Here is a 20315-nt window from a genome sequence, read left to right as displayed (position 1 = left end):
AGTATATTTTTGAAAGAACTTTTTGACTCTTCCTTCTGTATGCATTGGCCTGATGCGCGCATACCTAGGGAAACGGAATTGAAAGGAGGCTGGCATGGCCGGATTTCTGACCACCCATGTGCTGGACACCGCCCGCGGCTGCCCGGCGGAAGGGCTGAAGATCGACCTGTACCGGATCGAAGGCAAGGAGCGCATTCACCTGCGCAGCCTGACCACCAATGACGACGGGCGCACCGATGAGCAGATCCTGCCCGCAGGCGAATTCGCCACCGGCACCTATGAACTGGTGTTCCACGCCGGCGGATACCTGCGCGCAACCGGCCAGGCGGGCGCCGACCCGCTGTTCCTGGACGAAGTGCCGCTGCGCTTTGGCATGAGCGAGGCTGACAGCCACTATCACGTGCCGCTCTTGCTGTCGCCCTACGGCTATTCCACCTACCGCGGCAGCTGAGCCGACTCCCTAAGTTACCTCTCCTCCCGCTTGGCATCCGCCGGCGGTTCCCGTCCCAGGCAACTGGGGCGGGCTTTTTCATTCCTGGGGGAGGGACGCCTGGATGTGATCCACCATGAAATCCATGAACAGCCGCACCTTGGGGTCCTGGTGGCGGCGGTGGACGTACAGGCAGGCCATCTGGATCGGGATCGGCGGCTCCTCTGCCAGCACCGGCACCAGCCGGCCCGAGGCCAGATGCTCCGAAATCTCGAACACCGGCTTGAGGATGATGCCATGCCCGTCCAGCGCCCAGCTGGTCAGCACGTCGCCGTGGTCCGATTCAAACGGCCCGGTCACTGTCACCCGCTTGACCCCGTCCTGGCTGCGCAGCGGCCATTGGAACTCCGGCGCGCCGGGATAGCGCAGGTTCAGGCAGTCATGCGCATCCGTCTTCAGCTCCTCGCTGTTTTTCGGCTGGCCGCGCTGCTTGATGTACTCCGGCGCCGCGCACAGCACCCGCGGGCAATCGGCGATCTTGCGTATGCGCAGGTTTGAGTCCTCCGGCACACCAAGGAAAAACGCCGCGTCCAGCCCCTCTGCCGCCAGATCCAGCTTGCGGTCCGACAGCCGCAGCCGGATCGAGATCAGCGGATAGGCTTCCTTGAACTTCGGCACCGCCGGCGCAATCAGCCGCTGCCCCAGCCCCAGGGGCGCCGCCAAATAGAGCGTGCCGCGCGGCGTCTGCGTGACGCTGCTGATGTCGGCCTCGGCCTCATCCACTGCTTCCAGGATCTTGACCGCGCCGCGGTAGAACAGGTTGCCCTGCTCCGTCGGGTTCAAAAGCCGCGTGGTCCGCTGGAACAGCCGCACGTTAAGGTGTTCTTCCAGCTGAGAAATCCGCGACGACGCTACCGCCGCCGAAATCCGCATGTCGCGCGCGGCGGCGGACATGTTGCCAAGTTCATAGACCCGGACGAAGGTGCGGATATTGTCGAGATAGGCCATTCACGTATTCTTTGTGTTATTTTGAAACAGCTTGGATTTTTTACCTAATACATGAAAATAACGGCATGCTCTAGTCTTGGGTCAAAGCTTATGAGGAGAGAACAATGGAAGAGCTTGTGATCATGTGGGACTGGCTGGGCTTTGCGGTCCGCTGGCTTCATGTCATCACCGCCATTGCCTGGATCGGATCGTCCTTCTACTTCGTCGCGCTGGACCTTGGCCTGCGGAAAGTTCCGCATCTGCCGGTCGGCGCGCATGGCGAGGAATGGCAGGTCCACGGCGGCGGTTTCTATCACATCCAGAAATACCTGGTGGCGCCGGAGAACATGCCGGACCATCTGATCTGGTTCAAATGGGAAAGCTACGCGACCTGGCTGTCGGGGGCTGGCCTCTTGATGATCGTCTACTGGGCGGGCGGGGAGCTGTACCTGATCGACTCGACCAAGGCCGATCTGGCCCTGTGGCAGGGCATCCTGATTTCCGGCGCATCGCTCAGCATCGGCTGGCTGGTCTATGACTACCTGTGCAAGTCGCCGCTGGGGGACAAGCCGACCTTCCTGATGGTGCTGCTGTTCGTGCTGCTGGTCGCCATGGGCTGGGGTTACAACCAGATCTTCACCGGCCGCGCGGTTATGCTGCATCTGGGGGCCTTTACGGCTACTATCATGACCGCAAACGTCTTTTTCATCATCATGCCGAACCAGCGCATCGTGGTGAAGGACCTGCAGGAAGGCCGCACGCCGGACGCCAAATACGGCAAGATCGCCAAGCTGCGCTCGACCCATAACAACTACCTGACGCTGCCGGTTGTGTTCCTGATGCTGTCCAACCACTATCCGCTGGCCTTTGCGACTGAGTACAACTGGCTGATCGCGGCGCTGGTGTTCCTGATGGGCGTGACAATCCGCCATTACTTCAACAGCAACCACGCGGGCACCAGCAACCCGACCTGGACCTGGCCGGTGACCGCGATCCTGTTCATCGGCATCATGATCCTGAGCCAGGCTCCGCTGCAGCAGGACACCTATGAAGAATCCGAAGCACGGGAGCTGACCAAATCCGAGCAGGTGTTTGCCAGCAACCAGCACTTCGAGGACGTGATGAATGTGGTGCCGGGCCGCTGCGCCATGTGCCACGCGCGGGAGCCCTACTATGACGGCATCCGCCGCGCGCCAAAGAACGTGCTGCTGGAGACCCCCGCGGATGTGGCGAAATATGCCAAGGAGATCTACCTCCAGGCGGGCGCCACCCACGCGATGCCGCCCGCCAACGTCACCTATATGGAGGACGAGGAGCGCGCCCTGATCCGCCGCTGGTACGGCAGCGCTTCCAAGGATCTGCCCTTCACACTGGCTGCGAACTGACGCAGGACTGCCTGAAAATTCGAATGGCCCCGCACCCTGGCGGGGCCGATTTTCGTCCGGCACCGGGCGTGCACCACCTGTGCACCCCCGTGCAGCAAGAGCATGGAACCAAACAGCCCCGCCGTGTGTTATACTGCTATAGGGTTTGCCCAATTGCGCCGGTTACCGGGGCTTGCCGGCCTGATCAGCCACAGCGCCATTCCCTCTCGGGCACCCTTTCCCGGCGGCAACAGCCGGGAATTGGCCGTTTGGGACCGCGGCAAAACTGCGGGGTTTGGGCGTTGAAGGAGGAAAAGTAATGCTGAAGAAAACTATTGCGATCGGATTTGCAGTCTGCACCACCCTTGCTGCTTGCGGTGACACGACTGGTGAGCGGCTGGTTTACGGCGCAGGCGCAGGCGCCGCCGGCGCGGCGGTTCTGGACGGGAACGTGGCCGCGGGGGCCGCTGTCGGGGCCGCTGCGAACCTGCTGTACTGCGAGGAAAACCCACACCGCTGCTAAGGCGGGAGTCATTTTTTCTTGTCAGGCGGGCCAGCAGTGCCCGCCTTTTCTATTGGGCAATGCCTACTTGCCGGTCTCACTATGGCGGAAAGCGGCCAATCCATGCTTCACCGCGTAATCCACAAACAGGCGGATCTTGGGATCCTGCAACTTCCGGTGCGGGTAAAGGCAGCCGAAAATGGTCGGCTCCGGCGGGGTGTCCGGCAGCACTTCGACCAGCGCGCCGCTGCGCAGGTGCGCGGCCACGTCAAACCGCGGCTTGTTGACGATACCGCGCCCGTCCAGCGCCCAATTGGTCAGCACGTCGCTGTCGTCCGCGTCGTATTTCCCTGACACCTCCAGCTTGCGCGGCCCCTCGGGTGTTTCCAGCGTCCAATAATACTCAGGCGAGCGCGGATAGCGCAGCAGCAGGCAATTGTGGCCGGTCAGCAGATCCTCCGGCACCTGCGGGGTGCCGTGGCGCTCCAGATACTCCGGCGCGGCGCACAGAACCCGGGCGCAATCGGCGATCTTGCGCATCTTCAGGGTGGAATCGTGCGGTGTGCCGATGAAGAACGCCACATCCAGACCATCCGCCAGGATATCGACCTTGCGGTCCGACATCCGCATCCGGATTTCAGTGGCAGGATAGTCCTCGACAAATCCCGGCACCAGCGGCGCGATGATGCGGCGGCCGACACCCAGCGGCGCGGTCACCCGGATCACCCCGCGGGGCGCTGCAGAGAACTGCGAAACCACCGCCTCGGCGTCCTCAATCGATTCGAGAACCTTCTTGGCTTCGGTATAAAACAGCTGCCCGGCCTCGGTCGGGGTCAGCGATCTCGTGGTGCGGTTGAACAGCCGGACGCCAAGGTGCTTTTCAAGCTCCTTGATCCGCTTGCTTGCCACCGCCGGAGTCAGCCGCAGATCCCGCCCGCCAGAGGTGATGCTGCCCAGTTCGACGACTCGGGTAAAGACGCGCAGGGATTCCAGATAAGACATGACTCACAGACCTTTACGGGGCGCATCTGCCGCTTGCCCTTTTCCACGGCAGGCGGCTAACACGCCGGTTCCGGCACCTATTAGCCTAACCATTTTCAACAGGGCGTTGAAAGCCTTTCGCGATTGCGGCCGTTAACCGTGGCAGTCAGACAAGGTAAAAATAGCATAAGCGGGCCAGCACGGCCCATGAGACATTCGGGAGGCCCCATGGCACATCAAACCGGCATACGCTTTCTTCTGAACGGCAAGGACATTGTGCTGGAGGACGTGAAGGCGACCACCACCCTGTTGGATTTCCTGCGCCTGGAACAGCGCCTGACCGGCACCAAAGAAGGCTGCGCCGAGGGCGACTGCGGCGCCTGCACGGTGCTGGTGGGACGTCTGCATAATGGCGCCCTGCGCTATGAGGCGGTGAACGCCTGCATCCGTTTCCTGGCCTCGCTCAATGGCTGCCACGTGGTGACGGTCGAACATCTGTCCGGCCCGGGGGGCCGCCTGCACCCGGTGCAGCAGGCGATGGTCGAATACCACGGCAGCCAGTGCGGCTTCTGCACCCCCGGTTTCGTGATGTCGCTGTACGCGCTGTGGATGGAAAACCCGCAGCCGAATGAGGCTGAGGTGGAAACTGCCGTACAGGGCAACCTCTGCCGCTGCACCGGCTATGAGCCGATTGTGAAGGCCGCGCTGGCGGTGAACCAGTACGGCACCCCGGCCAATGATTACCTGACCGCCGAACGCGACAGCCTGACCGCCAAGCTGAAGGCGATCCAGCCCGAGGCCCGCGTTGTGACCGGCCCCGAGGACGACCGCGCCATCCTGCCGCTGGACGCGGCCGACCTTGCAGAGGTGCTGGCGGAGAACCCCAGGGCGACCATCGTGGCCGGCTCCACCGATGTGGGCCTGTGGGTCACCAAGTTCATGAAGCCGATCTCGCCGGTGGTGTTTGTCGCCCACCTTGAGGAGCTGAAGGCGGTTGAGCTGACCGATGAGGCGCTGACCATCGGTGCCGGCGTCACCTATACTGAAAGCGAAGAAGCGATCCGCGATGCTTTCCCGCATCTGAGCGCCTACTGGGACCGCATCGCCGGCTGGCAGGTGCGCAATATGGGCACCATCGGCGGCAATATCGCCAACGGCTCCCCCATCGGGGACACTCCGCCGGTTCTGATTTCGCTGGGCGCCGAGGTGACGCTGCAGAAGAAGGGCGGCTCGCGCACCCTGCCGCTGGAAGATTTCTTTACCGACTACGGCAAGCAGGACCGCGAGCCCGGTGACTTTGTTGCCTCGATCCGCATCCCGCTGCGCCGGGACGGGCAGATTGATGCCGCCTACAAGATCTCCAAGCGCCGGGACGAGGATATTTCCTCGGTTGCCGCCGGGGTCAGCGTCACCGTGAAGGACGGCACGATCACTGGCGCGCGCATTGCATTCGGCGGCATGGCGGCAACGCCCAAGCGCGCTGCCGGTGCCGAGGCCGCGCTGGTTGGCCAGCCCTGGGGCGAGGCCGCGTTTGACGCTGCAGCCGAAGCGGTGAAGCAGGACTTCACCCCCTTGAGCGACTGGCGTGCCTCTGCGGGGTACCGCGCGCTTACGGCCAGCAACCTGCTGCGCCGCTTCTACCTGGAACATGATGCGGGAACCGCCGGTGCCGTCCGGCTGGCCGTCGCCTGAGGAGGATTTGAGATGAAAGACCATCAGACCATCAGCGGCGCAGTGCATCATGACCGCCAGCACGACAGCGCAATCAAGCATGTGACGGGCCGCGCCGAATACACCGACGATATCGCCGAACCCTATGGCACGCTGCATGCCTATCTGGGTGTGTCCACCGTGGCGCATGCCAACATCAAAGGTATCGACCTGTCTGCCGTGCGCGCCGCGCCGGGCGTGGTGGATGTGCTGACCGCGGATGATATTCCCGGCGTCAACGACATCAGCCCCACCGGCAAGCATGACGAGCCGGTATTCCCGACCGAGAAGGTCGAATTCCACGGCCAGCCGATGTTTGCGGTGATTGCCGAAACCCGCGACGCCGCGCGCCGTGCGGCTGAGCTGGCACAGGTGGATTACGAGGTGCTGCCGCACGCGCTGGACCCGGTCCAGGCGCAGGAGGCCGGTTATCCGATGATCACCGACCCGCTGAAGCTGGAGCGCGGCGACGTTGAGGCCGGGCGCAAGGACGCCCCCCACCGCATCCAGGCGCAGATGACCGTCGGCGGCCAGGACCACATGTATCTGGAAGGCCACATCGCCTTTGCCATTCCCGGCGAGGACGAGGACGTGACCGTGCATTGCTCCACCCAGCACCCGAGCGAGGCGCAGCATATGGTTGCGCATGTTCTGGGCGTGTCGAACAACGCGGTCACCGTCAACGTGCGCCGGATGGGCGGCGGTTTTGGCGGCAAGGAAAGCCAGATGAACCTGTTCTGCGCGGTGGCTGCAATTGCCGCGAAGAAGCATAACCGCCCGGTCAAGATCCGCCCGGACCGCGATCAGGACATGACCGCAACCGGCAAGCGCCATGACTTCGTGATCGACTATGACGTGGCCTTTGACGACGCGGGCCGCATTCAGGCGGTCGAGGGCGGCTTTGCCGCGCGCTGCGGCTATTCCTCGGACCTGTCGGGGCCGGTCACCGACCGTGCGCTGTTCCATGCGGATAACGCATATTTCTACCCGAATGTGCTGCTGAAAAGCCGCCCGATGAAGACCAACACCGTCTCCAACACCGCCTTCCGCGGCTTTGGCGGGCCGCAGGGTGTGGTCGCGGCGGAGCGGATGATCGAAGAGATCGCCTATGCCCTCGGCAAGGACCCGCTGGATGTGCGCAAGGCCAACTTCTATGGCGAAGATGGCCGCGATCTGACGCCCTATCATCAGAAGGTGGAGGACAACATCCTCGACCGGTTGATCGGGGAGCTGGAAGAGAACGCCGAATACCGCAAGCGCCGGGAAGAGATCATCGCCTTCAACAAGGAGTCGAAGATCATCAAGAAGGGCATTGCCCTGACGCCGGTGAAATTCGGCATTTCCTTCACGGCGACCTGGTACAATCAGGCGGGCTCGCTGATCCACGTCTACAATGACGGCTCGATCCACCTGAACCACGGCGGCACCGAGATGGGGCAGGGCCTCAACACCAAGGTGGCGCAGGTTGTGGCCGATGCCTTCCAGGTGGATTTCGAGCGCATCAAGATCACCAAGACCACCACCGAGAAGGTGCCGAACACCTCCGCCACCGCGGCGTCTTCGGGGTCGGACCTCAATGGCATGGCGGCGCTGGATGCGGCGGAGCAGATCATTGCCCGGCTGACCAAGTTCGCGGCTGAGAAGCATGGCGTGTCCGAGGCGGAAGTCGAGTTCCTGCCCAACCGCGTGCGCGTTGGCAGCGAGGAGATCCCCTTTGATACGCTGGTGAAGGAGGCCTATATGGCCCGCGTCCACCTGTCGGCGGCGGGCTTCTACAAGACGCCGGAAATCCACTGGGACCGCGCGGCGGGCAAGGGGCAGCCGTTCTTCTACTACGCTTATGGCGCATCCTGCTCTGAAGTCTCCGTCGACACGCTGACCGGCGAATACCGGGTCGAGCGCACCGATATTCTGCATGACGTGGGCCGCTCGCTGAACCCGGTTCTGGACAAGGGCCAGGTGGAGGGCGCGTTCATCCAGGGCATGGGCTGGCTCACCACCGAGGAGCTGTGGTGGGACGGCGAGGGCCGCCTGCGCACCCATGCGCCCTCGACCTACAAGATCCCGCTGGCCTCCGACCGGCCGCGCATCTTCAACACCCAGCTGGCCCAGTGGTCGGTCAACAAGAAGCGCACCATCAAGCGGTCCAAGGCCGTGGGCGAGCCGCCGTTCATGCTGGGCATCTCGGTGTTCGAGGCGCTGTCGATGGCGGTTGCCAGCACCGCGGATTACAAGGTCTGCCCGCGCCTGGATGCGCCCGCCACGCCGGAGCGGGTGCTGATGGCGATTGAAACCCTCAAACGGCAGGGCTGAACCATGACCCGCCGCCTTTCCCTCCAGGACTTTCTGGCCAGCCGCAAACATGTGGTGCAGGTCGTGCTGACCCGCGTCCGCGGGTCCTCCCCGCGCGAAACCGGCACCTGCATGTTTGTGGCGGCGGAGGGCCTGTGGGGGACCATTGGCGGTGGCCAGCTGGAATATATCGCCATTGATCATGCCCGGCGGATGCTGAAGCAGGGTCACGGTTTGCGCTCTGTCAAGAACCTGAATCGCCCGGCCGACAGGCCGGGCAGCGCCCGACCCTCCCCACGGGAGGGCGCTAACGCACCCACCCAGGGTCAGGCGCTGCCCTCAGCACTGTGTGAAACGCTCGACGTGCCTTTGGGCCCGGAGATCGGTCAGTGCTGCGGCGGCCGGGTGGAAATCTCGCTGGCGCAGATGCGCCAGGCCGACCGTGAGGACGCCATTGCCCGGCAGCAGGCCGAAGACCAGGCGCTGCCGCATGTCTATGTGATGGGCGCAGGCCACGTGGGCCGGGCGCTGGCGGATCTGTTCCAGCATATGCCGGTGCGCTGCATTCTGATTGACCAGCGCGCCGAAGAACTGGCCTTAGCCCAAGCGGATGTGGAGATCCGCCAAAGCGCCATTCCCGAGATCGACATTGCCGCCGCTCCTGCGGGCAGCGCCTTTATCGTTCTCACCCATGATCACGCGCTCGACTTCCTGCTTGCCTCTGCTGCCCTGCAGCGCGGCGATGCGGGCTATGTCGGCCTGATCGGATCGGCCACCAAGCGGGAGAAGTTCCGCCGCTGGTGCCGGGATCATTGCGACGGTCTGGGAACCGACCGTCTCATCTGCCCCATCGGGGCAGGCGGCAGCCGCGACAAGCGGCCCAGCGTCATCGCGGCCTTCGTGGCGGCGGAAGTGATCGCTGATTTGACCTCTGAAACTGCCGCGTCCGCTCCAGCACGGAGCATGGAATTGCCCCAAACGGGCAAGCAACCGGACGCAGAGGGAGACACGGCTGGAGTGACCGGCCGTTAAGGACTGCGTCCTCTGATAGGAGGAGGCCGCCATGACCACAGGGCGGAGCTATACGTACAAACTGTTCGCGCGGAATGACTTCAGTGCATTCTGGGCGCTGTTCACCGACAACCTGATCAACCTGATCGTGCTTTCGGGCATCTGTCAGTTTGTCTTCAACATGCCTGCCGATATCGTGTTCGGCCGCATCGTGCCCGGCGCCGCCGTGGCGATCCTGGCCGGTATCGCGGTCTACACCTGGCTGGCCAAGCACACCGCCGAGAAAGAGGGCCGCGACGTGACCGCGCTGCCTTATGGCATCTCGACCCCGGTGATGTTCGTCTATCTGTTCGGGGTGATCGGACCGATCTACTGGTCCACCAATGACGCCATGCTGGCCTGGCAAGTGGGGATCGGCGCGGGCTTTATGGGCGGCATCGTGGCCGCGATGGGCGCGATCGTCGGCCCCTGGCTCAAGCGGGTGACCCCGCGCGCCGGTATGCTGGGCACGCTCTGCGGTATCGCGCTGGTGTTCATCGGCACCGTGCCGCTGGCGACGATCTTTGAAAACCCCTTTATCGGCTTTGCCTCGATGATCATCATCCTGTGGGGCCTGGTCGGCCGTCACCGGCTGCCGTTCAACATTCCCGCGGGCCTGCTGGCGCTGATCGTCGGCACCGTTGTGGCGCTTGGCATGGGCGAGGCCTCGGTCTCCTTCGAGGGCGTGGGCGTCTACCTGCCGATCCCGTATTTCGGTGACCTCATCGCCGGTATCCAGCATCTGTTTGCCAACCCGGAGCTGTTCCTGGTTCTGGTGCCGGTGCAGATCTACAACTTCATCGAAACCATGAACAACGTGGAAAGCGCCGAAGCGGCGGGCGACCATTACCCAGTTGGCCTGTGCCAAGTGACCGATGGCGTTGGCACCATGATCGGCGCGGTCTTCGGCTCGCCGTTCCCGACCACCGCCTACATCGGCCACCCGGCGTATAAGCGGATGGGCGCGCGCTCCGGCTATATCATCGGCGTTGGCCTGGTGATCCCCTTTGCCGCCTTCTTTGGCCTCCTGGCGTTCCTCAACAACCTGATCCCCGTGGCCGCTGCCGCGCCGGTGCTGGTGTTCGTGGCGCTCAGCCTGGTGACCAATACCGCGCATTCGGTGAAGACCGACCACATCGCCGCCGTAACCATCGCGATGATGCCGCATGTCTCGGCCTTCCTGGTAATCAAATGGGGCGCATTGGCCGGTGCCTTGGGCGCACTGGGCGCCACCGGCATGGCGCAGCTGGGCGATGCTGAGCTGACCGCCGCGCTGCTGCAGCAGGGCGCGCATTACGAAGGCCATCTGGCGCTGAGCCAGGGTGCCATCCTGACCGGCCTGATCTGGGGCGCTATCGTGGCCAGCGTGATCGACGGCGATTTCCGCAACGCGGGTGGCTTTGCCCTGGCAGCGGCGGTGATGTCGCTGGTCGGCATCATCCACTCAGCCAGCCTGCATTGGCCGGAGTTCAGCGGTGTTGCGATGGGCTACCTGATCGCTGCGGCCTTCCTGTTCATCTACCCAATCTTCCACAAGGCGGATGAGCATGAGGAAACCGAGGAAGACGGTGTGAAACCCCACGTACCGCACCTGCCGGCCGGCGAATAATCCCAAACGACACCCAAATAACAATGGGCAGGGGGCCGCGTGCCCCCTGCCTGCGAACCAAGGATATCAAAGACATGACATCGAAACAGACGCTGCTGCGCGGGCGGGTGCTTTCCTTCACCGCCGAGCCGCAAGGCGCTGACGACACCAGCGCCTATGAGTTCATCGAGGACGGCGCGCTGCTGGTCGCAGACGGCATGATCCTGGCCAAGGGCAGCTATGGCGACCTCGCACAGCAGGCCGCGGAGGCTGAGGTGATCGACCACCGCCCGAACATCCTGATGGCCGGCTTCATCGACACCCACCTGCATTTCCCGCAGGTGCAGGTGATCGCCTCCTGGGGCTCGCAGCTGCTGGAGTGGCTGAACAACTATACCTTCCCGGAGGAGACCCGTTTTGCCGACGCAGGCCACAGTGCTGAGATGGCCGGGCATCTCTTTGACCTGCTGACCGCGCATGGCACCACCACTGCGGTGGCCTACTGCTCGGTCCACAAGACCTCGGCCGAGGCTTATTTCGATGAGGCCGCGCGCCGCAACATGCGGATGATCGGCGGCAAGGTCCTGATGGACCGCAACGCACCCGAGGGCCTGCTGGACACGCCGGTCAGCGGCTATGACGACACCAAGGAGCTGGTTGCGAAATACCACGGCAAGGGCCGAGGGCTTTATGCGATCACCCCGCGGTTTGCCATCACCTCCACCCCGGATCAGATGGAAATGGCGGGCGCGCTGGTGAAGGAGCATCCGGATTGCTACGTGCAGACCCACCTGTCGGAGAACCACGACGAGATCGCCTTTACCGCCGAGCTGTATCCGCAGGCGCGCGACTATCTGGACGTCTACCAGTCCTACGGTCTGCTGACGCCGAAAATGCTGCTGGGCCACTCGATCCACCTGCAGCCGCGCGAGATCGACGCGCTGGCGGAGACCAAGGCCAAGCCGGTGTTCTGCCCCACCTCCAACCTTTTCCTGGGCAGCGGATTGTTCGACGATGCGGGCCTGCGCAGCCGCGGCATCACCAATGCGATTGCCACCGACATCGGCGCGGGCACCAGCTATTCGATGCTGCAGACCCTGAATGAGGGCTACAAGGTCCTGCAGCTGCAGAACCAGAAGCTGCACCCGCTGCGCGCCTTCCACTGGATCACCCGCGGCAACGCCGTGGCGCTGGGGCTGGAGGATAAGGTGGGCACGCTGGAGGCCGGAACCGAGGCTGATATCGTGGTGCTGGATTCCCGCGCCACCCACGCAATGGAGCTGCGGATGCAACGCGCCGGAACACTGTCCGAAGAGCTGTTCATCCTGCAGACCCTGGGCGACGACCGCTCCATCGCGCAGACCTATGTGGCCGGCCAGCCGATGAAACCGGCGGCATAGAGCCGGAACGGTCAAGAACCGCCGTGGCGGGTCAGGGGGCGAATAACACCTCGGCCCGCAGGCCGGGTTCTGCGTCCGACAGGCGCAGCTCGGCCCCATGCAGACTGGCAATCGCCGCAACCAGGCTCAGCCCCAAACCGCTGCCTGGCGTGGTCCGGCTCCGCTCCAGCCGGTAGAGGCGGCGCAGCACCTTTTGGTGTTCCGCCTCTGGTATGCCGGGGCCGCGGTCGCGCACTGACAGGACCGCTGCCGCCCCGTCGCGGCGCAGTGACAGGCTGATACCGGTGCCTTCGGGGGTATGGCGCAGCGCGTTTTCAATGAGGTTGGCCAGCAGCTGCCCCAGCAGGGCGCGGTCGCCTGTCACCGTGACAGGCGCATCCGGCAGGCCGAGGCTGAGAGTACGGTTCTGCTCCTCTGCCGCGGGCTCATAGATCTCGGCAAAGGTGGCGGCCACTTCGCACAGATCCACCGGCTCGAACCGCGACCGGGGCGCGCCGTCCTCCAGCTGAGCGATTTGCAGCAGCGCCTGGAAGGTGCTGGTGATACCGCGGGTCTCCTCCAGCGCCTTGTCCGCAAGCGCCTGCGCCTCTTCCGGCAGGTCCGGCACGTCCTGCAGCCGGGCGAGCTGCACCGCCACCCGCTGGATCGGGGTTTTCAGATCGTGCGCGATGTCTGCCGAGACCTGCCGCAGCGCCTCCGTCGCCTGCTGCTGCGCCTGTGCCATGCGGTTCACACTGTGGCCGATGCGGGTCAGATCGCCATGCGTCTGCCCGCTCTCCGGCACCCGCGCGCCAAGCTCTCCGGAAGTCAGCGCCGACAGTGTGCTCTCGATCCCGCGCAGGGAACGGGCTGACCGGCGCGCCAGCAGCACGCCGCCCAGAACCGCCAGGGCAGTGGCCGGCAGCAGGCTGAACAGGAACACCCAAAGAAACGTCTGGCGCAGGTCATCCAGCGGCTTGGCGCTCTGCGCCACGGTCAGCAGCCCGCCGTGGATGTATTCGCTGAGCGAGATGAAGCGGCCGGAGATCTCCACTGGCTCCCGCCCCAGCGCCACCACCCGGAACCCCGCCTGCTGCTGCATGATCGCCGCATTGCCGGCCACCACCCGCCCGCCGGGGCGGCGGTAGCTGAGCAGGCGCCGCTGCGGGTCGGTCTCACGCGTTTCAGCATTGACCAGCGCCGCCAGCGCCGCGGCAGAGGGCGTGGCGCGGTAACCCGCCATATCCTGTGTGAGACTTTCCTCGATCGCCTGCCGCTGGGCGCCGTGGGCCACGTAATAAGTGATGCCAAGGCTGATCGAGCTGGCCGCAACGAACAGCAGCGACAGCCACAGCGACTGCCGCATCGGCGAGGAGCGCAGCAGCACCCGCGCCCGGTCAAGGAGGTCAGCCGGCAATCCGGTACCCCGCACCGCGCACGGTTTCGATCAGTTCGCTGTCAAAGGGCTTGTCGACCTTGGCCCGCAGGCGCGAGATATGCGTCTCCACCACATTGGTCTGCGGGTCGAAACTGATGTCCCAGACCGCCTCCAGCAGCATCGTGCGGGTCTGCACCCGGCCCTTGCGGCGCAGCAGGTGCTCCAGCAGGCGGAATTCGCGGGGCAGCAGCTCGATCTCCTGGCCCGCGCGGGTCACCTTGCGGCGCACCAGATCCATCTCCAGATCCCCCGCCCGCAGCACCGTCTCCTGCTCCTGCAGGCCCGGGCGGCGCGCCAGCGCGGCAACGCGGGCGGCCAGCTCGCCAAAGGCGAAGGGTTTCACCAGATAATCATCCGCCCCGGCCTCCAGCCCGTCGATCCGGTCGTTCACGCCGCTCAGCGCCGTCAGCATGATGGCGGGCGTGCGCACGCCGGCACCGCGCAAGGTCTTGATCAGGCTCAGCCCGTCGAGGCTTGGCAGCATCCGGTCGATGATCAGCACGTCATAGTCTGCCGCCGTGGCCTGCAGCAGCCCCTCGCGCCCGTCGGTGACGAGATCGGCGGAATGCCCTTCCTCGCGCAGGCCCGCCTGAACATAAGGACCCGTGGTGGCGTCATCTTCGATCACCAGGATTTTCAAGGCGTATCCCCCCGTGTTTCAACCGGCCCGGTGATACACCCGAACGCGGCTCCGCGCACATTACAGATCTGTATAGAACGCGTCAGGCGGTTGAAATCCAAGCCCTCCATCTGGCTTGCATCACTTCAACGCAAGGAGACGAAGATGTCCAATCCTGCCACCGCCCCCAAGAGATTTGCCTTTGGCCTGACCGCCGCCGCCTCTGCCGCCGCGATGCTGGCGCTGGCCCCGGTACCTGCGCTGGCGGTGCCTGCCGGCGGCTATGCCGACCTGGTCGAAACCGTCGCGCCCGCCGTTGTCTATGTCGAGGTGACCGGCAAGGCGCAGCCCGTGTCGGACCGGCAAGCGATGCCAAATGACCAGTTCATGGAGGACTTCATGCGCCGCTTCGGCGGCCGTCTGCCGCAGCAGCCGGAAAGCCGCCCGATGAAGGGCGCAGGCTCCGGTTTTGTCATCGCCGAGGAGGGGCTGATCGTCACCAACAACCACGTGATCGACAACGCCCAGACGGTAACCGTGACCCTGGCCGACGGCAGCAAGCATGACGCCACCGTAGTCGGCACCGACCCGCTGACCGATATCGCCCTGCTTAAGGTAGACGCGGACATGCCGCTGCCGGTGGTCGAATTCGGCTCCTCCGAGGAGCTGCGGGTGGGCGATGAGGTCATCGCCGTGGGCAGCCCGTTCGGCCTGTCGGGCACGGTGACTTCGGGGATCGTCTCGGCCACCTCGCGCAATATCAACTCCGGCCCGTTCGACGACTTCATCCAGACCGACGCGGCGATCAACCGGGGCAACTCCGGCGGGCCGCTGTTCAATGCCGAAGGCGAGGTCGTGGGGGTCAACACCGCGATCTATTCGCCGGGCGGCGGCTCCGTCGGGATCGGCTTTGCGGTGCCCTCGGACATGGTGCAGAAGATCGTCGCCGATCTGGAGGATGACGGGGAGATCACCCGCGGCTGGCTGGGCGTGCAGATCAAGCCGCTGTCGGAGGACGCCGCCAACGTGCTGGGCCGCGAGGCCGGCAAGGGCGTGGTGATCGAAGGCGTTGAGGCGGACAGCCCCGCTGCCAAGGCGGGCCTCAAACCCGGCGATGTGGTGCTGCGCTTCGGCGGTGCTGAAATTGACGAGCTGCGCGACCTGACCGCGGCAGTGGCGATGAATTCCCCGGGCGAGGCGGCACAGATTGAGGTGCTGCGCCAGGGCAAGGAGCTCACGCTGGACGTGACCCTGGGCGACCGCTCCGGTCAGGACGCCTGATCTGAACGCTTACCGTCGCACGCCCTTCACTCCTGCCGGGAAACCGGCGGGGGTGATTGCATTTGATCCCGTGGAGGCTGTCTTGCACTGCTGTCCCGGCACGAACCATTTTTACCATAATGTTGATTACACACTGTACCTTAGTTTGCGCGGAGACGCGCGAAGGCACGGCGCAGTCAGCCCGCATCAATAATTGACAAAATTAGTAAATTATCTTACCCGCCGCGCTCGAAGGAGTTGCGGATGTTTTTTGACCTTGAGAATTTGCGCGCTTTCGGCCCCCGGCCCTGTCTGAAGACGGCGGACGGAACCAGGCTGTCCTACGCCGGGCTGGCCGATGCCGCAGCGCAGTTTGCCGCCCTGCTGCCGCAGGACCGTCAGCTGATCGCGGTCGAGGCCGCCGCCGATCCCGAGGCCATCACTGCCTATCTTGGCGCCTTGGCCGCGGGCCACGCCGTGATGCCGCTGCCCGCCGGGGATGACGCAACCGCCGCCCGGCTGGAGGAACGCTTCCGGCCCGCCGCCAGCTACCGCCGCCTTGACGGCGCCTGGCAGCTGCTGGCCCATGCGCATGAGCCCGCCGTCATCCATCCGGAGCTTGCGCTGCTGCTGCAAACCTCCGGCAGCACCGGCCATGGCCGCGGCGTGCGTCTGTCCGGCACCGCCGTGGACGCGAACGCCCGCGCCATAGCTGACTATCTGGAAATCCGGCCCGAGGACCGCGCCGCGCTGATCCTGCCGCTGCATTACTCCTATGGCCTGTCGGTGCTGCACTCGCATCTGGCGGCCGGCGCCTGCCTCTGGCTCGCACCCGGCTCGGTGCTGGAGGCCGGTTTCGCCGCGGCTTTGGAGGCCTCCGGCGCCACCAGCCTGGCGGGCGTGCCGCATCACTTCCGCCTGCTGGAGAGCGCAGGCCTATCCCACGCCCTGCCGGAAAGCATCAAGACCCTGACCGTGGCAGGCGGTGCCATGGAGCCGGATCAAGTCAGCGCCTGGGCCAGCCGGATGCAGGCCCGCGCCGGGCGGTTCTTTGTCATGTACGGCCAGACCGAAGCCACCGCCCGGATCAGCTACCTGCCACCGGAAGAGGCTTTGGCAAATCCCGGCGCCGCAGGCCGGGCCATCCCCGGCGGCCGCCTGCTGCTGCGCGATGCCGGCGGCACGGAAATCACCGCGCCCGAGGGTGAAGGCGAGCTGATCTACCAGGGCCCGAACGTGATGATGGGCTATGCCGAAAACCACGCTGATCTGGCCAAGGGTGCGGACCTCAGCGAACTGGCCACCGGCGACCTGGCCCGGCGCGATGCAAACGGGCTCTATCACATCACCGGGCGGCTGTCGCGGATGTCCAAGATCGCCGGGCTGCGCATCGGCCACGACGCCATCGAGCGCGCCCTGGCCGCCCAAGGGCACGAGGCTGCGGTCTGGGGCGACGACACCCGCATCGCCATCGCCATCTGCGGACCGGAGGACGGCATCGCCGCGCTGGCCGCCAAGCTGACCGGCGTCGGCCAGCAGCATTTCACCGTGATCCCGCGCACCTCCCTGCCGCGCCGCGCCAACGGCAAGATCGACTACCCGGCGCTGAAGGCGCAATCCGCCAGGCCGGAAGCGGCCAAGGGTGTGCTCGCCGCCTATCAGGCCGCCTTTGCGCCGCAGACCGTGGGCCGCAACGACAGTTTCGCCTCGCTGGGCGGCGACTCCCTGCGTCATGTGGAGCTGTCGCTGGCGTTGGACGAGGCTTTGGGCGGTGCCCCCGCCGGCTGGGAAGAGATGCCGGTCAAGGATCTGGAGCAGGCCGCCCCGGCACCCGCCGCCAGCCTGCCCTTCGATCTGACCGCCCGGGTGGTTGCGATCCTCGCCGTGGTTGTGGCGCATCAGACCTTCTGGCCGGTCTTCGGCGGAGCTGCCGCGATGGTGATCCTGATGGGGATGAGCGTTGCAGGCTTCCGTTGGGAGGCCTTGAAGTCCGGCGACATGCGCAGTTTCTTCAAGCCCGTGGCGGCGGTTCTGATCCCCTATTACCTGATCCTCGCCGGTTATGCCGTGGCCTGGGAACAGGTGCCCTGGGTGTCTGTCCTCCTGGCCGGAAACTTTGCTTTGACCACGCCCGAAACCCATCTGATGCTGCCGTATCTCTATTGGTTCATCGAGGCCTATCTGCAGATGACCCTGCTGGTGGCGCTGCCCTTTGCCCTGCCGCCGGTGCGGCGCTGGCTGGTGCGCCAGGGCGCCTTTCGCGCAGGCCTCTGTTTTCTGGCGTTTGCCGTTGCCATCCGCCTGATCGCGCCGGAGGTCTGGCAGATCGGCGGGCGCGCGCAGTTCACCGTGCCGTGGGTGTTCTATCTGTTTGCCCTGGGCTGGTGCATCACCGCGGCCAATTCACTGGGACAGCGGCTGCTGGTGCTGGCTGCGGCCTGCGTGATCATGCCCGCCGCCGCCTATCTGGGCGGCAACTGGTACGGCGGCTGGATCAAATACATGTGGCTGCTGGCACTGATCGCCGGGCTGCTGTTCATCACCCGCCTGCCGGTGCCGCGGTTTGCCGCCCGTCCGCTGATGCGCCTGGCGCAGGCAGCCTTCCCGATCTACCTGCTGCACCGCTTCGTGCCGGAATTGCTGATGCCGATGATCGGACTGGAGGGCCGCAGCCCGCTGAACGATGCGCTGGCGATCTTCGGCGGCATCGCCCTGGGCCTCGCCGCCGCTGCGCTTCAGCGCCAGCTGGTGCAAGCCTGGACAACTGCCAGGAGCCGGCGCCAGCCGTCCATGGCGCAGGCATAATCCCCCAAGTCCAGCGCGGGCCGGGCCGCCTCAATCCGGCCTGGTCCGCAGCTGCTTGCGCATCCACCCCTCCAGCTTCTGCACTGCCTCCGGCACCGGCCCGTGCGGGCGCACCAGGTAGTAGCGCTTGCGCGACTCCAGCGCGGGCCCCGGAATCCGCACCAGATCCCCAGCCGCAATCTCCCGCGCCACCATGTCATAGGGCACAATGGCCGCCCCCAGCCCCGCCGCGGCGGCTGCAATCACCATCGAGTGCTGGTCGAAATACCGCCCGTCCTGCCGCGGCGCCCCCGCAAGGCCTGCGCGCTCAAACCACTCAGCCCAGGCCCCTGCGCGGCTCTCCAGATGCAGCAGCGGCGCTTGCGCCAGATTGACCGGTTGTTCCAGCTTATGCCCGCCATAGAACCCCGGCGCGCAGACCGGCACCATTTCCTCGCCGAACAAGGGCGCCATATGGGTGCCGGGCCAATTATCCAGCCCGTAATGCACCGCCAGATCAAAGGTCTCGCGGGCAAAATCAAAAGGCTCCAGCCGGGTGGAGAAGCTCAGCTCCACGTCTGTATGACGCTCAAAGAAATCCGGCAGCCGCGGGATCAGCCACAGGTTGGCAAAGGCCGGCAGCACCGCAATCCGCAAGGCCGAGCGCCCTGCGCCGGCGGCCGCCGCCTTTTGCATGGTCGCGCGCAGCCCCGCTAGATCCAGCTCCAGATCGGCCGCCAGCCCCTTCCCCGCAGGGGTCAGCACCACGCCGCGCCCGGCCCGCTGGAACAGGTCGAACCCCAGGTCCGCCTCCAGCTCCTTCACCTTCTTGCTGACCGCGCTTTGCGTGAGGCCCAGCTCCTCCCCCGCAGCGGTAAAGCTCTGGTGCCGCGCGGCGCTTTCGAAACACCGCAGATGGGTCAGGCTTGGCAGGCGCATCTCAATCCTCCTCCAGCTGCATCAGCAGCCATTCGCGGAACTTGATCAGCGGATACTCCTCCGCATGGTCCGCAGGCCACACCAGGAAATACTCGCCCAGGCTCACCGCAGCCCCCTCCATCGCCAGTGCCAGCCGGCCCTGCGCAATCTCGTTCTCTGCCAGGAAATCCGGCAGCAGCGCCACCCCCAGCCCATGCACCGCGCCCTGCGTCATGGCGGACGATTGGTCAAACAGCATCCCCCTGAGCTTCGCCGCAGGCACATCGTGGAGATGAAACCACTGCTCCCAGCAGTCCGGGTGCGTCTCCAGATGCAGCAGCGGATAGTCCAGCAGCTCCGCCGGGCTGGAAACCGGCCCATCCATCAGCCCCGGCGCGCAGACCGGCAGCACATGTTTTGGCATCAGGGGCAGATACTCCACCCCCGGCCAGTCCCGGATGCCGTAGTGGATCGCCGCCTGCGCGGTGCCCGCGTCAAAGCTGAACGGCAGATTGTGGGTGTGCAGGTTCACCGTGATGCCGGGATGCGCCGCGGCAAACTCCCTCAGCCGCGGCGCCAGCCAATGGAGGCCAAAGGACGGCAGGATCGACAAGGTGAAACTGCCGCCGTCCGGATTGGCCCGCAGCTTGACCGAGGCCTGCGCCAGCCGGGTCAGGATCGCACGTGCCTCCTTGGCGAAACCCGTCCCCGCCGGGGTCAGCTGCATCCGCATCTGGTCGCGGGCAATAAGGTCCACCCCCATCTGCTCCTCCAGCTGTTTCAGCTGGCGGCTGATGGCGCTTTGCGTCAGCGACAGATCCGCAGCCGCGGCCGAGGCACTGCCAAGCCGGTCCACCGCCTCCAAGGCCAGCAGCGAGGGGATCGAGGGCAGGAAACGGCGCGGCGCAATCATATGATCATAACTCATGGCTGCAGGATTTACTTTCATTAGCAATCCGGCCCGCAAGGTGCAATTTCTATATCAGACCTCTGCCCGGCGGGACTTCGCGGGA

General features: G+C 65.1%; 16 protein-coding genes. 10 read left to right on the top strand and 6 right to left on the bottom strand.

The features are described from left to right. The first annotated feature begins 94 nt into the window (after positions 1-94). Positions 95-451, top strand: coding sequence for a hydroxyisourate hydrolase (gene uraH / locus CAER_RS0101995; protein ID WP_027233834.1), 357 nt, complete (start codon positions 95-97; stop codon positions 449-451). Positions 452-529: 78 nt separating this feature from the next. On the opposite strand, the gene CAER_RS0101990 is transcribed toward uraH, so the two are convergent. Next, entirely contained in the window at positions 530-1438 is a 909-nt protein-coding gene (locus CAER_RS0101990) for a LysR family transcriptional regulator (protein ID WP_027233833.1), read from the bottom strand. 104 nt (positions 1439-1542) lie between these two features. Here CAER_RS0101990 and CAER_RS0101985 point away from each other — a divergent pair, with 104 nt between their 5' ends. Next, positions 1543-2802, top strand: a complete 1260-nt coding sequence (locus CAER_RS0101985; RefSeq protein WP_027233832.1) for a urate hydroxylase PuuD — start codon at positions 1543-1545, stop codon at positions 2800-2802. Between the two features lie 298 nt (positions 2803-3100). Continuing rightward, positions 3101-3304 (top strand): hypothetical protein, encoded by a 204-nt coding sequence (locus CAER_RS0101980; protein WP_027233831.1) that lies wholly within the window; start codon positions 3101-3103, stop codon positions 3302-3304. 63 nt (positions 3305-3367) lie between these two features. Here CAER_RS0101980 and CAER_RS0101975 read toward each other — a convergent pair whose 3' ends face one another. Next, entirely contained in the window at positions 3368-4285 is a 918-nt protein-coding gene (locus CAER_RS0101975; protein WP_027233830.1) for a LysR family transcriptional regulator, read from the bottom strand. A 207-nt stretch (positions 4286-4492) separates the two neighbouring features. Here CAER_RS0101975 and xdhA point away from each other — a divergent pair, with 207 nt between their 5' ends. From xdhA to guaD, 5 genes are all read left to right on the top strand, one after another. Next, positions 4493-5956, top strand: coding sequence for a xanthine dehydrogenase small subunit (xdhA, locus tag CAER_RS0101970; RefSeq protein WP_027233829.1), 1464 nt, complete (start codon positions 4493-4495; stop codon positions 5954-5956). A gap of 12 nt (positions 5957-5968) precedes the next feature. Beyond that, positions 5969-8287: a xanthine dehydrogenase molybdopterin binding subunit gene (xdhB, locus tag CAER_RS0101965; RefSeq protein WP_027233828.1), complete on the top strand. Its 2319-nt coding sequence runs from the start codon at positions 5969-5971 to the stop codon at positions 8285-8287. A 3-nt stretch (positions 8288-8290) separates the two neighbouring features. Further along, positions 8291-9298 (top strand): xanthine dehydrogenase accessory protein XdhC, encoded by a 1008-nt coding sequence (gene xdhC / locus CAER_RS0101960; protein WP_027233827.1) that lies wholly within the window; start codon positions 8291-8293, stop codon positions 9296-9298. A 31-nt stretch (positions 9299-9329) separates the two neighbouring features. Continuing rightward, positions 9330-10925 carry a xanthine/uracil/vitamin C permease gene (locus CAER_RS0101955; RefSeq protein ID WP_027233826.1) on the top strand — a complete coding sequence of 532 codons (1596 nt, stop codon included), beginning with the start codon at positions 9330-9332 and terminating at the stop codon, positions 10923-10925. Positions 10926-10999: 74 nt separating this feature from the next. After that, positions 11000-12304 (top strand): guanine deaminase, encoded by a 1305-nt coding sequence (gene guaD, locus CAER_RS0101950; protein ID WP_027233825.1) that lies wholly within the window; start codon positions 11000-11002, stop codon positions 12302-12304. 31 nt (positions 12305-12335) lie between these two features. On the opposite strand, the gene CAER_RS0101945 is transcribed toward guaD, so the two are convergent. Beyond that, positions 12336-13700 carry a sensor histidine kinase gene (locus CAER_RS0101945; protein WP_027233824.1) on the bottom strand — a complete coding sequence of 455 codons (1365 nt, stop codon included), beginning with the start codon at positions 13698-13700 and terminating at the stop codon, positions 12336-12338. Beyond that, the gene (locus tag CAER_RS0101940) at positions 13690-14361 is read right to left on the bottom strand and encodes a winged helix-turn-helix domain-containing protein (RefSeq protein ID WP_027233823.1); all 672 of its coding nucleotides are present in this window, start codon (positions 14359-14361) and stop codon (positions 13690-13692) included. The genes CAER_RS0101945 and CAER_RS0101940 overlap by 11 nt, the downstream gene beginning before the upstream one ends. Positions 14362-14505: 144 nt before the next feature. Here CAER_RS0101940 and CAER_RS0101935 point away from each other — a divergent pair, with 144 nt between their 5' ends. Together CAER_RS0101935 and CAER_RS0101930 are read left to right on the top strand one after the other, a co-directional pair. Next, positions 14506-15621 carry a Do family serine endopeptidase gene (locus CAER_RS0101935; protein ID WP_027233822.1) on the top strand — a complete coding sequence of 372 codons (1116 nt, stop codon included), beginning with the start codon at positions 14506-14508 and terminating at the stop codon, positions 15619-15621. A gap of 243 nt (positions 15622-15864) precedes the next feature. Further along, positions 15865-18405, top strand: a complete 2541-nt coding sequence (locus tag CAER_RS0101930; protein ID WP_027233821.1) for an AMP-binding protein — start codon at positions 15865-15867, stop codon at positions 18403-18405. A 30-nt stretch (positions 18406-18435) separates the two neighbouring features. Here the strand turns inward: CAER_RS0101930 and CAER_RS27225 are convergent, their stop codons facing one another. Together CAER_RS27225 and CAER_RS0101920 are read right to left on the bottom strand one after the other, a co-directional pair. Further along, positions 18436-19323, bottom strand: a complete 888-nt coding sequence (locus CAER_RS27225; protein ID WP_036796778.1) for a LysR substrate-binding domain-containing protein — start codon at positions 19321-19323, stop codon at positions 18436-18438. Position 19324: 1 nt separating this feature from the next. Further along, a complete protein-coding gene (locus CAER_RS0101920; protein ID WP_027233820.1) occupies positions 19325-20230 on the bottom strand; it encodes a LysR substrate-binding domain-containing protein in 906 nt (301 codons plus the stop codon). Positions 20231-20315: the final 85 nt, after the last annotated feature.

The sequence above is a fragment of the Leisingera caerulea DSM 24564 genome (assembly GCF_000473325.1).
In the GTDB taxonomy this organism is placed as follows: Bacteria; Pseudomonadota; Alphaproteobacteria; order Rhodobacterales; family Rhodobacteraceae; genus Leisingera; species Leisingera caerulea.
This window is presented reverse-complemented; position numbering and strand designations above follow the sequence as displayed.